This is a genomic window from Bacillus sp. SD127, assembly GCF_058566445.1.
Map to the genome: position 1 here is coordinate 2,767,442 of NZ_CP191226.1, position 12,087 is coordinate 2,779,528.

At 43.8% G+C, this 12,087-nt stretch carries 12 protein-coding genes; all 12 read right to left on the bottom strand.

Features of this window, described 5'->3' with window-relative positions; all coding sequences use genetic code 11:
* Positions 1-10 precede the first annotated feature (10 nt).
* Positions 11-922: a 1-phosphofructokinase gene (pfkB, locus tag ACQVGS_RS14360; protein WP_101860676.1), complete on the bottom strand. Its 912-nt coding sequence runs from the start codon at positions 920-922 to the stop codon at positions 11-13.
* Positions 919-1,674 carry a DeoR/GlpR family DNA-binding transcription regulator gene (locus ACQVGS_RS14365; protein ID WP_024121244.1) on the bottom strand — a complete coding sequence of 252 codons (756 nt, stop codon included), beginning with the start codon at positions 1,672-1,674 and terminating at the stop codon, positions 919-921. Before ACQVGS_RS14365 ends, pfkB begins: the two co-directional genes overlap by 4 nt.
* Positions 1,675-1,952: 278 nt before the next feature.
* Positions 1,953-3,146, bottom strand: a complete 1,194-nt coding sequence (gene skiZ / locus ACQVGS_RS14370; protein ID WP_095714711.1) for a sporulation-delaying-protein transporter subunit SkiZ — start codon at positions 3,144-3,146, stop codon at positions 1,953-1,955.
* Entirely contained in the window at positions 3,143-3,835 is a 693-nt protein-coding gene (locus ACQVGS_RS14375; protein WP_188323706.1) for an ABC transporter ATP-binding protein, read from the bottom strand. The genes skiZ and ACQVGS_RS14375 overlap by 4 nt, the downstream gene beginning before the upstream one ends.
* Complete coding sequence (locus tag ACQVGS_RS14380; protein WP_101860674.1) at positions 3,836-4,972, bottom strand: efflux RND transporter periplasmic adaptor subunit; 1,137 nt, start codon at positions 4,970-4,972, stop codon at positions 3,836-3,838.
* Between the two features lie 4 nt (positions 4,973-4,976).
* Positions 4,977-5,672: a YknW family membrane protein gene (gene yknW, locus ACQVGS_RS14385; protein ID WP_024121240.1), complete on the bottom strand. Its 696-nt coding sequence runs from the start codon at positions 5,670-5,672 to the stop codon at positions 4,977-4,979.
* Between the two features lie 121 nt (positions 5,673-5,793).
* The gene (locus tag ACQVGS_RS14390) at positions 5,794-7,608 is read right to left on the bottom strand and encodes an ABC transporter ATP-binding protein (protein ID WP_106020375.1); all 1,815 of its coding nucleotides are present in this window, start codon (positions 7,606-7,608) and stop codon (positions 5,794-5,796) included.
* A 10-nt stretch (positions 7,609-7,618) separates the two neighbouring features.
* Positions 7,619-9,376, bottom strand: a complete 1,758-nt coding sequence (locus tag ACQVGS_RS14395) for an ABC transporter ATP-binding protein (RefSeq protein WP_151174988.1) — start codon at positions 9,374-9,376, stop codon at positions 7,619-7,621.
* 237 nt (positions 9,377-9,613) lie between these two features.
* A complete protein-coding gene (gene moaD / locus ACQVGS_RS14400) occupies positions 9,614-9,847 on the bottom strand; it encodes a molybdopterin converting factor subunit 1 (RefSeq protein WP_044156050.1) in 234 nt (77 codons plus the stop codon).
* A complete protein-coding gene (locus ACQVGS_RS14405) occupies positions 9,840-10,313 on the bottom strand; it encodes a molybdenum cofactor biosynthesis protein MoaE (protein ID WP_024121236.1) in 474 nt (157 codons plus the stop codon). The genes moaD and ACQVGS_RS14405 overlap by 8 nt, the downstream gene beginning before the upstream one ends.
* A complete protein-coding gene (gene mobB, locus ACQVGS_RS14410) occupies positions 10,313-10,834 on the bottom strand; it encodes a molybdopterin-guanine dinucleotide biosynthesis protein B (protein ID WP_491830294.1) in 522 nt (173 codons plus the stop codon). The genes ACQVGS_RS14405 and mobB overlap by 1 nt, the downstream gene beginning before the upstream one ends.
* Complete coding sequence (locus ACQVGS_RS14415) at positions 10,795-12,087, bottom strand: molybdopterin molybdotransferase MoeA (RefSeq protein WP_024121234.1); 1,293 nt, start codon at positions 12,085-12,087, stop codon at positions 10,795-10,797. Before ACQVGS_RS14415 ends, mobB begins: the two co-directional genes overlap by 40 nt.

The following is a 12,087-nucleotide window of genomic DNA, read 5'->3' on the forward strand; positions in this document are numbered from 1 at the left end:
GTTTCCTCCTCTATAGACGTGTGACCTTAACTTCAGGAAGAAGCTGCTGGACAAATTCTTCTGTACCAAGTTCCTCAGAAAACGCGGTAGCGCTGCCTGATGTAACTCCTAAGCGGAATGCCTCTTCAAGCGGCAGCTGCTTGGAAACACCGGCAAGAAAACCTGCAACGACAGAATCTCCTGCTCCGACTGAGTTTACCAATTTCCCCTTTGGTACGTTTGCAAAGTAAACGGCATCCTTCGTAAACAGAAGCGCTCCGTCACCGGCCATGGATACGATTACATGCTCAGCGCCTTGTTCTACAAGCTTTTTCCCATAAGGAACAGCTTCTTCAACAGATGAAATCGTCGTTCCGAACATTTCACCAAGCTCGTGATGGTTTGGCTTCATCAAAAACGGTTTCATTTCTGTTGCTTTCATAAGCGCTTCGCCAGAGATATCTAACACAACACGCGCGTTCTGCTGTTTGCAAGCCTCTGCGATTTTTTCATAGGTATCTTGAGGCAGTGAAGATGGAATGCTTCCAGCAAGAACGACAATATCCCCCTCTTGCAAAGATGTAAACTGTTCTAAAAAGGCATTGAAATCTTCGTCTGAAATCGTTGGTCCCTGACCGTTAATTTCCGTTTCATCACCAGTTTTCAATTTCACATTGATGCGGGTATCTTCTTTTACTTCAGAAAAAGCTGTTTCCAGGTTTTCTTCGCGCAAAAATGTTTTGATATATTCTCCGGTAAATCCGCCGATAAATCCGAGCGCTTTTGACTGAACATGATGTCTTTTCAGCAGTCTCGATACGTTGATGCCTTTTCCCCCTGGATACTTTGTATCGTATGCGGAACGGTTCAGGCCTCCTACAGTAAAATCTTCAACGTGAACAATATAATCGACAGATGGATTAAGTGTTACAGTATAAATCATGGTTTCACTACCTTTACGACAGTTTTTTCTTGGTAATTATCGAATGTAAGCTCTTCAGCGTCAGTCGTAATGATTGTTGCGTCGCCTATGCCGGCAAATGCCGAAAATGAAATTTCTCCAAATTTCGAAGGGTCCGCTAAGACGTAAGCGTGTTTTGCCTGTTTGACAGCCTTCGTTTTCAAAAGGGCTTCATCAGGGTCAGGCGTTGTGAAGCCGGCCTCTGTATGCACACCGTTTGCCCCCAGAAAACTCTTATCGAATCTGTACTGATCCATGGCAATCAGTGAAGCGCCTCCGATAACCGCACCCGTTCTGTGCTTTACATATCCTCCAAGCAGATAAAAAGATATTTCTTTCCTTATCAATGCGTCGATGTGCATAACCCCGTTCGTGACCACAACAATATCTTTGCTTTTATCCATAAAATCAATCATGTGCAAAGTCGTCGTGCCCGCATCGAGATAAATGCAATCCCCTTCCTCCAAAAGTGAAGCGGCTTTTTCAGCAATCTTCAATTTGTCTTGAAGGTTTTTGGATGATTTTTCAAGCATATCAGGTTCAAGTCTGATATCGGAAAGCTTGGCAGCTCCCCCGTGAACACGCTTTAAAAAACCGCGTTCTTCAAGCGTCGATAAATCTCTTCTGATTGTAGATTCAGAAGCATTTGTAAGATTTATGAGCTCTTGAATCTTTACCACATCACGCTTTTCTATTTGATCAATAATCAACTGATATCTTTCAGGAGTTAGCATGCTTCACCTCCTAATGAAAACGTATTCATTTTGAATACAATTTCATTGTAAACGCTTTTTTTACAATAGGCAACTAAAATCATTCAAATTCATTCAATAACTATCAAAATCTTTCACGTTTCTCCATATTAACGTATGTATATAGGGTTTGTAAACTGTAAATTCGACAAAAATAAGGACAATTGTATGACTTTTTCTTCTTATCTTAATGTAAAAAGTCTTTTATATTCATAGTAAAAAGCACCAAACATAAAAAAACCTCATGCATATGCATGAGGTTACTCGTAACGCAGCGCTTCAATCGGATCGAGCTTGGCAGCTTTATTTGCAGGAAGCATTCCAAAGACAACGCCAATAAGCATACTGAACAGCACGCCTCCGCATACGACCTGCCAGGATACTAATGACGGCCAGCCGGCAATGGCAGAAACCAGCGCGGCCCCTCCGTATCCGATCCCGATCCCAATCAGTCCGCCGATAAGCGTTAATACGACTGATTCGATTAAAAACTGGGTCAGAATTTGTCCTCTCGTCGCTCCGAGAGACTTCCGAATCCCAATTTCCCGCGTTCGTTCTGTCACTGACACGAGCATAATATTCATGACACCGATTCCGCCGACTACAAGCGAAATGCCTGCAATTGAGCCGATAATCGTGGTCATGATTGTTGTGATCTTTCCAATTCCTGCTGCAATCTCTTCCATGTTCATTACTTGATATGAATCCTCAGTGCCATGATGGTCATTCACCAGCTGTGCCGCTTCTTTTCCGATAGATTTTATATCATCAGCCGATTCGACCTGCAATGACACATTACTGAAGTCACTTGTACCGAAAGACGATTTCATCATATTAAACGGCACATACATTTCACTTAGTCCGAAAGACAGCAAACCTGTTTCCTTCTTCAGCACACCGATAATTTCCACAGGCTGTCCGTTTACCCAGACAACTTCACCGAGAGGAGAGGATTTATCAAACAGCTCTTCTGCCATTTTTTGCGATATAATGCCCGCCCTTTTTCCCGCAAGAAAGTCATTATCAGTAAAGGTTCTCCCGCTTTCTATTTCTAAGGAATTGACATTCATATATCCGTCGTTGATTCCGTTAATGGTTACATCGGTTTCTTCCTCATGATAACGCGCCTTCATGCTTTCAGAAGTCGATGCAACCACTTGTTTTATCCCTTCTATATCTTTTAATCCGCTAATATCGTTTTCTGTGAAAGTTGACTCCGTTACGGCGTTCGGATTACTTGCAAGCTCTTCGTCACTCGGCATGTAGTAAAGTTCCACCGTATTCCCCGGACCGCTGATGGACTGCTTAAGCATTTGCTCGCCGCCCTGCCCTACAGCAACGACGACAATAACAGAGCCAACACCAATTATGATTCCGAGCATCGTTAAAATGGAACGCATTTTATGTGCAAGAACAGAGCTCAAAGCCATTCTGACGTTTTCTAACAGACTCATTCCCCCACGCTCCTTTGTCCGGAGCCGGGAGGAACAATTTCTCCGTCTCGCACCATAATGACCCGGTTCGTGCAATCTGCAACTTCCGGCTCGTGGGTGACAAGTACAATCGTTGTTCCCTCGTCGTTTAACGCTGTAAATTGGTCCATAATCGCTGCACTTGTTTTCGTATCCAACGCGCCAGTCGGTTCATCCGCCAAAATTAATTTTGGTTCATTGACGATTGCCCTCGCAATGGCCACACGCTGCTTCTGACCGCCGGATAACTCATTCGGCATATGAAGCATCCGATCGCCTAATCCGACCTTTTCTAAGGCTCTTTCGGCTCTCTCTTGGCGTTCTTTTTTTCCAATGCCGGAATAAATCATCGGCAGCTCGACATTTTTTTTAGCGTTCAGCCGCGGGAGAAGCTGGAATTGCTGAAAGACAAAACCGATGGATTTGTTGCGGACTGCGGCCAGTTCTCTGTCTTTATAAGAAGAGATGTCTTCGCCGTCCAGCTTATATATACCGGAAGTCGGACGGTCTAGACAGCCGATAATATTCATAATCGTTGATTTTCCCGATCCTGACGGCCCCATGATCGAAACGTATTCCCCTTGATTGATGTTCAAATCAATCGAATGAAGAACATCAAACGTTTCTCTGCCGATCTGGTAGCTTTTTCGCACATTTGAAAGCTGAATCATTTATGCTTTCACTTCCGTTCCGTCAGCCAAATCATCAGCAGGATTTAAAATGACCTGATCATCCTTAGAAATTCCTTCTTTTATTTCCGTTACATCATCTGTTACTTCCCCGATTTTGACGTCGACTCGCTTGGCTTTACCGTCCTTTACTGTATACACATAATATTGATCGTCTTCTTTTTTAACTGCCTTAGAAGGAAGCGTATTGGTTTTCCGCTTATCCGTTTCTATATTCATAATGAATTTAAAACCTGGCTTTCCTTCAGGAAGATCACCTTTTATTTTGACTTGAAGCGGGTATTGTACCGCCTGATCTGTGCCAGCTGCTGCCGCGGCGTTATCCTGCTGATCCGGCACTAGTCCGACAGCTGAAACTGTACCTTTCCATGTTTTATCCTGAATGACATCTGAAGTGAGTGTGACCTTTTGGCCTTTTTTGACTTTAAGTGTATCGTATTCAGACAATTTTCCTGCAACGACAAGATCTTTAGGATTGCCGATATGTATAACGGGCTCTTGAATATCTGACTTTTTTGATGCCGCTTCCTGGTTGACAGAAATCACAGTGCCTTCGATCTCGCTTTTCACTTGAAGATCTGACACTTGATTGGCAAGCGACTGCCGCTGAAGCTCAGTTTGCTTTAATTCAATTTGAGCTGTTTTTTCCTGCATTTCAAGCTCTGTGCGCTCAGAGTCAACTTGTTTTTCTGCTTCTTTCTTTCCAAGCTGTTTTGTCAGTTCTTTTTCTTTACTGTCCAACGCTTGTAGCTTTTCTTGAATTTGATCGATTTGCAGCCGGTTCGATTCAGAGGTCAATTGATTCTGTTCTTTTTCCAGACTAAGCTGCTCGTTCGTATAAGTGACTAACGGCGTACCCTTTTTAACTTTGTCGCCTTCCTTCACTTTAATGTCGTTCAAAGTTCCTTTATCGGCTTCATAAAACACATATTGTTCATTTGAAAATTTAAGTGTGCCTGGAACCATAACCGTTGACGATATCTTTTTTTCTTCTAGACTGCCCGTCTCCACCTTCTGGCCGGCGCTGCCGCTTGTCGGAGCGGCAGACCGGTAAATATTAATTCCTATAAAAAGAGCGACTAATGCTGCAATCCCAATTCCAATCCAGACTTTTTTCATCTATTTATGCACCTGCCACAGAGTTTATCGCCCCTGAAACAAACGAAAATGCGACCAAAAGGACGAAAAGAATAATAACGGATATCCACCCTGCTTTTTTGGAGATGCCTCCCGTTTTGTGAAGACCGATCGCTAATAATACATAGCTCCAAATGCTGAAGATTTCAAATGTATTTAATACATTGGCTAAAGGCATGTCTGAAGGAATAATTCCCGCAAGTGACGTCATGCTGTAAAGTGAACTTGTGTCAGTTGTAAAAGCAACAATTCCGTTGATCAATAATCCTAAGCTGCTGATTAAGGAGACAAACAGACCGAGAGAAAGCATTTTCTTATACGTCGTTACGCCTCCTGATATTTTCACACAGAGCCAATAAATGAGAGGTGCAATAAATAAAGCTGCAATTCCGCCGAGAATCGAACCTGCCATTGCTCCAAACTTGGTAATAGTGGCGACAGTTGAAATCTGCTCAGGCGATAAACCTTCAGTATCCGTCGCTTTAAGAAGCTCGCTATAATCCGTTCCGAGACCCTGCAATACAGCACCAACTATGATGATTGCCGCAACAATCAAGAGCGGGCCCCATACAACCGGCCTTTCTCTTATTCTCTCAAATTGAGTTCCAGGACTTGTGATCACTCCAAAAAGGGATGGCTTTTCAGTTGACACTCCGCCGTTTTTTTCTACATTTGCTTCCATATATAAAACCTCCTTGAACATATCTAGCTGATAATACGAAAGGATCTAAAAAAAGTTTCATATTTTTTTAAAAAATATCCAAATCATTCAATAGGCCTTCAGACTTTCAAACTGCAGGCTTTTATTCGGCAGCTATGCTGTATTGCGCTTTCACCAGTCCTGCATAAATACCTCCTTTCGCAAGCAGCTGTTCGTGGCTGCCCTCTTCCATTTTCCTGCCGTGATCAAGAACGATGATATGGTCGGCGTCGCGGATCGTGGACAATCTATGGGCAATCATGACGGCTGTACGGCCTTTCAGCAAAGTTTTTAAAGCCTGCTGGATTTTGACTTCTGTCTCTGTATCAATGCTTGCCGTGGCTTCGTCAAGAATGATAATAGCAGGATCTGCGAGCAGCGCTCTTGCGAAGGAAATGAGCTGGCGCTGACCGGCGGATAGTACGCTGCCCCTTTCTTCCACTTCTGTTTCGTATCCTTCTGCTAAACCAGATATAAACTCATCCGCTCCGACTGCTTGAGCAGCTTTTATCACTTCTTCGTCTGACGCATCCGGCCTTCCGAAACGAATATTTTCCATAATCGTTCCCGAGAAAATAAACGTATCTTGAAGCACAATGCTGATTTGAGAGCGTAAACTGGCAATGGCCAGGTCTTTTATCGGAGTGCCGTCTATTTTAATGGTTCCTCCTGTTGCATCATAAAATCGGCTGATTAAATTGGCAATCGTTGTTTTCCCGCTCCCCGTGTGTCCGACTAGTGCAAGTGTCGAGCCTGCAGGAATAGAAAAGGAAACGGCATGAAGTGCCTTTCGTTTTTCATCATAAGAAAATTCAACCTCTTCAAAGCTGATATGGCCTTTAATATTTTTCTTGTGAATGGCATCCCGCTTTTCCTTGACGTTCGGCTGTTCGTCTAAAAACTCGAAAATCCGCTCTGACGAGGCCATCCCCATTAACAATTGGTTATAAACCTGGCCTAATCTTGAAATAGGCTCCCAAAACATGCCTAAATAGAAGGCGAAAGATACGAAGACACCTATTGTAATAGTTTGGTTCATGATGAGTGTGGCGCCATACCATATTAATACAGCCGTTCCTATCGCATTTGTCATTTCTACCAGCGGACGGAACACAGCATTTTTTCTTGTTGCTTCCCGCCATGATTGATAGTTCTCCTGATTGACTCCGTCAAAATACGCCATGTTTTCTTGTTCCTGCGTGAAAGCCTGCGTTACGCGGATACCTTGTATGCTTTCATTTAAATGGGAGTTCAGCTTTGATTGCTTCAGACGCACCGTTTGCCATGAACGGCGGATTTTTTTTCTGAGACTTGTTGAAATAAAAAACATAATCGGCAGAGTCACCATGATGGCTATGGTCAGTTCAGGACTCAGCGTGAATAAAATGATGACGACTCCCGCCAAAAGCAATAAATCTGTTAATAAGTTAATCACGCCGCTTGTGAAAAGCTCCTGAAGGGAGTTAATGTCATTCATAATTCTGACGAGAATAGACCCTGCCGATCTCTGATCAAAAAATCGGTGGGACAAGCGCTGCACATGGGTAAATAAATGCTGGCGCAAATCGTAAATGACATGCTGGCCAAGCTGGTTCATCCATCTGATCCTTAGCATATTGGCTGCATAATTAACAGCGTATAAAACGCTGATCAAAATAATCAGCTGCATCAGCAATTCCGAATTCTTTGCTGTAATGGCTTGATCGAGAACATAAACACCGATCAGAATAGGAATGACAAGCTTCACAGCAGTCCCAATCAAAACGGTGAGAAAAGAAAGCGGCAGAATTGTTTTTCCGTATGGTTTGACATAGCTTAACAGCCGCCACATTTGAGCCCAGTTAAACGGTTTTTCAATGATTTCATCTGAAGAATAATAGAAACGCTCCAAAATCCCCTGTTTTTTTGCTTGTTTCATATGTTCCTCCCTATCCGACCTGATGCGGCTCATTTATCATATTGACGTCCCGGTATTGCAAATCGTATATCTTTTTGTAATAGCCGTTCTTGGCAAGAAGCTCGTGATGATTGCCTCTTTCACGAATGCTACCTTTATCGAAGACAAGAATTTCATCTGCGTGTTTCAGTGAAGAAATGCGGTGAGCGATGATAAAGGTTGTGCGGTTTTTCATGACTTCTTTTAACGCAAGCTGTATGCTGTGCTCAGTTTGCATATCTACTGCACTTGTGGCGTCATCTAATATTAAAATGCTCGGGTTTAAACAGATGGCTCTGGCAATAGCAATGCGCTGCTTCTGACCTCCAGAAAGCCCCAGCCCCCTTTCTCCAAGCATGGTGTCATATCCGTCAGGCAGTTCCATAATAAAATCGTGGGCCTGAGCTCTTTTTGCCGCATTTATAATGTCGTCCATCGAAGCATCCGGCTTCCCGTATGAAATATTTGATCGAATAGTAGATGAAAATAGGAATGATTCTTGAAGTACAACTCCAATATTTGAGCGAAGGGTTTTTAATGAATAATCTGTGATAGGTTTATGATCAATGGTGATGATTCCGCCTGCAGGACTGTAAAATCTAGTGAGGAGCTGTGTGACTGAGCTTTTTCCAGATCCTGTAGGACCCAAAAGTCCGATCATCTTTCCGCTTTTTGCTTCAAAGCTTACATCGGAAAGCGCGTTCGTTTGTTCATTTCTGTATGTGAGAGTTACATCTTTGAATGAGACATCTCCGGTTAACTTTGGCTGATGTAAAGCATGAACGTGGTCTTTGATGTCTTCCTCTTCATCAAGAATGTCTAACAGACGCTCTCCTGAGGCTTTTGCCTGAGAAAACATATTAATCACAAAACCTAAGTTCATAATCGGCCACATCATATAATTGACAAGACTGAAGAAAGCGACAAGCTCACCCGGATTCAGCTGATTTTGCATGACCAAATAGCCGCCGTATGAAAGAAGAGCCACAATACAAATATTGCCGATAAACTCCATCAGCGGAAAATACGCAGACCAGATGGATGACGTTTGTAAATATTTTGTTCTGTAGGCCGCATTTGCCTTATTAAAGGCGCTGATTTGAAAATCTTCTCTTGATAGTGACTTAACTGTGTTGATGCCGCTGATATTTTCCTGCACCTTTGTATTGAGCTTTGCAAACGATTTTCTGATGCCTCGGAATGCGGGGTGTACTCTTTTGTCAAACTGATATACCGCGACCGCCAGAAAAGGCAAAGCAGCGATTGTTACCAGCGTAAGCGGAACCGAATAGTAAAACATGACCGATAAGCTGATTGCAACCAGCAAGCCGAATCGAATAAACTCAGCAAGCCCGTAGGATAAAAAAAACCTGAGCCCTTCAACATCGGCTGTCAGCCTGGACATCAAATCACCTGTTTTTGCGTTGTCATAGTAAGAAAAAGAAAGCCTCTGCAGTTTTGCATACAGGCCATTTCTCAGCCGATAAACAGATTTGATGCCAAACATATCACCTAAATACTGATGAAAAAAAGTGGCAGTTCCTTTTACAGCCATAACCGCAATAAATCCCAGACTGATCCATGCTGCAAGCTGATACTGCCTCCCCAGTACGATCTCATCAATCGTAATTTGCAGAATGATCGGATAAACGACCGTAATGGCTGTCATCAAAACCATCGCCAGAAGCGACCACATAAACACCTTTCTGTACGGCCAATAAAATGCTTTTAATCTTTTAAATGTCTCCATACCCAGCACCCTTCCAGTTTTTTCACCCTTACTATATCGATTCCAGAAATAAATTTCTATTATTTTTCAAAAATTCAATCTAATGGTGGGGATAGTCTCTTACTTTATATGGTGGGACTTATGTAAAATAAATGCCTACAGAAAATCATTGTATGCAGGATGATGAGCAGGATATGCAAAAAAAGAGGGATATGACTTTTAACGCAAAAACCGGACGGCTTTATCGCCGTCCGGTTTTCATCCCCCGCTGACAGGTGGAATAACAGCCACCGTGTCACCGGAAGATACTGAGGTATTTTCTTTGACGTAGTTTTCATTTACAGCAATCATAGCCGTATCAATTGATTCAAGTCCGTATTGTTCCTTTAATACCGCTTTTATATCATCGGTTGTTGCTTGTTCCATATCAATTTCAAGCGTTGACGTGCCGGCCTTTTCAGCAAGTCCCGCAAACAAAAGAATGTTAATCATGCTGCTCTCCCTCACTTACATCTGGTTTTCCATTCGGATAAGCTGTTGTCTCAAGCTGGTCACCGATCCATTGCTCTCCGTCTTCCCAAATTTCTTTTTTCCAAATAGGCACAATCTGTTTAATGCGTTCGATTGCATACTCATTGGCTTCATAAGCGGCTTTTCGATGGGGAGAAGACACAGCGATGACAACTGCCGCTTCGCCGATATCCAGTACACCGATCCGATGTGTGATAGCAGCCGAAGCACCTTTCCATTTCTCTTCTATTTCAGCCCCGATTTGGGCCAGCATCTGCACAGCCATCGGTTCATAAGCCTCATATTCCAGCCGGATTGTTTTTTTTCCGTTTGTCCACTCCCGAACTGTCCCGATAAACGTGGTAATAGCTCCGGCTTCCCGTTTCTCTACTTTTTTTATGATATCTTCAGTAACGATGGGTGTTTTCGTAATCTCAAACCTTCCCATTACACAGATTCCCCTTTCAGCTGTGAAAGCACAAAATCAACTGCTGCTGGATCATCCGCGTGAAAAACGGGTAATCCTTGGTGTGCAGCCATTTGTTCTTTTTCTCTGTATATAATTGCGATTATATTTACTGCCTGCAGTTCAGCCAGATCATTCTTATCTCGTACTATTACTACTTTAGGATAAGGAACTTTTTTAAAGCCTTCTATGAGCAGGCAATCCATATCGAGAAAGCGATATAACTCGATCAGCTGCGGGAGATCCCATTTACGGCGGGCCGTAAGCTGTAAAACACCCGCTCCTTCTACTGCTGTTACTTCAGCTCCCGCAGCTTGGTAACGGTCAGTGTCTTTTCCTTCAGTGAATGCTTCCGGTTCACCGCCATGACCGTGATGCTTCAGGCAGCCTGCATGCAGTCCCTGTTGTGCGGCTTTTTTAAGAATACGCTCTATCAACGTTGTTTTTCCGCTGTTTTGGAATCCTACAACTTGGACGATCGGGAAAGGACGGACCAAGGCCACTCACTTCCATTCTCTTCTCTGATCAGCAGCACGTGGACCGTTCTGCCTGATTCGTAACCTCTCGTACCGCCCGGCAGGATGATAAACGCATTCGCTTCTGCAAGTGAAGTGACAGAGCTTGACTTATCTAATCCAACGGGAGCCGCTAACAGCTTTCCTTCCTGATGGTGTACATAAGCACGTACAAATCGGGTAAAAGGATTCGGCTTCGGAAAGTCCTTAGTCAAAACAGCTTCTGCGCAAATTGGATGCGGTTTATCATGAAGCAGCCATGACCGGATCATCGGTTTTACAAACAGTTCAAAACCGACATAGCATGCCGACGGGTTTCCTGACAGCCCAAACAGCAGCATATCGTTTGCATGAGCCACAGTCGTTACACTTCCCGGGCGCATAGCAACTTTATTAAAGAGCACATCAGCTCCGAGCCTTTCATAGATTTCAGGCAAAAAGTCAAAGTCACCCACTGACACGCCGCCTGTTGTGATTAGAAAATCAACCTTTTCCATTGCTTTCTCGACCGCAGCAAAGCTTTGATCAAGATCATCGGAGATTTTCCCTAAATAAAGAGGTGAAGCGCCCGCTTCGATAACTTGTGCATATACCATACTGGCGTTGCTGTTACGGATTTTCCCCGGCTCCAGCGGGTCACTGACATTCAGCAATTCAGTGCCGGTAGCGATAATCCCGACAACAGGCTTTCTCACGACAGGCACAGAAGCGTATCCAAAGGTTGCCAGAAGAGCTGTTACCCCCGGGGTAATTCGCGTGCCCTTTCTGACTAAAACGCTCCCTTTTTGAGCATCTTCACCTGTTTTTGAAATATTGTCCCCTGGCTGGAAGCGGCGTTTTAAACACATAAACGGCTGACCATTCTCTTCAAAGGCTTGAGTCAGCTCAATCATGACCACGGCATCCGCGCCTTTTGGAATTTGCGCACCTGTCATGATCCGCACTGCCTGAAACGCAGCAAGTTCTTTCTCTGATACAGCTCCTGCTCCGATATGGTCAATGACCTCAAAGCGGACAGGGTGCTCGCGTGAAGCTTCAGCCGTATCACATGCTCTGACAGCAAAACCGTCATATGGCGAACGGTCAAATGCAGGCACATGGTGATCTGCCGTTACATCTTCAGCTAAAAATCGGTGAAGGCTGTTTTCAAGCGCCACCCATTCTGTTTCCCCTCGTTTTTGAAATCGGCTGACACGCCGAACAGCTTCATCTACCGGTATCGGTGTTCTTTTCTCCAGCAT

Excerpts from the sequence above, each read along its gene's own strand:
- ACQVGS_RS14405 (WP_024121236.1), bottom strand. The coding sequence starts at position 10,313 with ATGGGAAGGTTTGAGATTACGAAAACACCCATCGTTACTGAAGATATC.
- ACQVGS_RS14390 (WP_106020375.1), bottom strand. The coding sequence starts at position 7,608 with ATGAAACAAGCAAAAAAACAGGGGATTTTGGAGCGTTTCTATTATTCT.
- skiZ (WP_095714711.1), bottom strand. The coding sequence starts at position 3,146 with ATGAGTCTGTTAGAAAACGTCAGAATGGCTTTGAGCTCTGTTCTTGCA.
- ACQVGS_RS14375 (WP_188323706.1), bottom strand. The coding sequence starts at position 3,835 with ATGATTCAGCTTTCAAATGTGCGAAAAAGCTACCAGATCGGCAGAGAA.
- ACQVGS_RS14380 (WP_101860674.1), bottom strand. The coding sequence starts at position 4,972 with ATGAAAAAAGTCTGGATTGGAATTGGGATTGCAGCATTAGTCGCTCTT.
- yknW (WP_024121240.1), bottom strand. The coding sequence starts at position 5,672 with ATGGAAGCAAATGTAGAAAAAAACGGCGGAGTGTCAACTGAAAAGCCA.
- ACQVGS_RS14365 (WP_024121244.1), bottom strand. The coding sequence starts at position 1,674 with ATGCTAACTCCTGAAAGATATCAGTTGATTATTGATCAAATAGAAAAG.
- ACQVGS_RS14395 (WP_151174988.1), bottom strand. The coding sequence starts at position 9,376 with ATGGAGACATTTAAAAGATTAAAAGCATTTTATTGGCCGTACAGAAAG.
- ACQVGS_RS14415 (WP_024121234.1), bottom strand. The coding sequence starts at position 12,087 with ATGCTGGAGAAAAGAACACCGATACCGGTAGATGAAGCTGTTCGGCGT.
- pfkB (WP_101860676.1), bottom strand. The coding sequence starts at position 922 with ATGATTTATACTGTAACACTTAATCCATCTGTCGATTATATTGTTCAC.
- moaD (WP_044156050.1), bottom strand. The coding sequence starts at position 9,847 with ATGATTAACATTCTTTTGTTTGCGGGACTTGCTGAAAAGGCCGGCACG.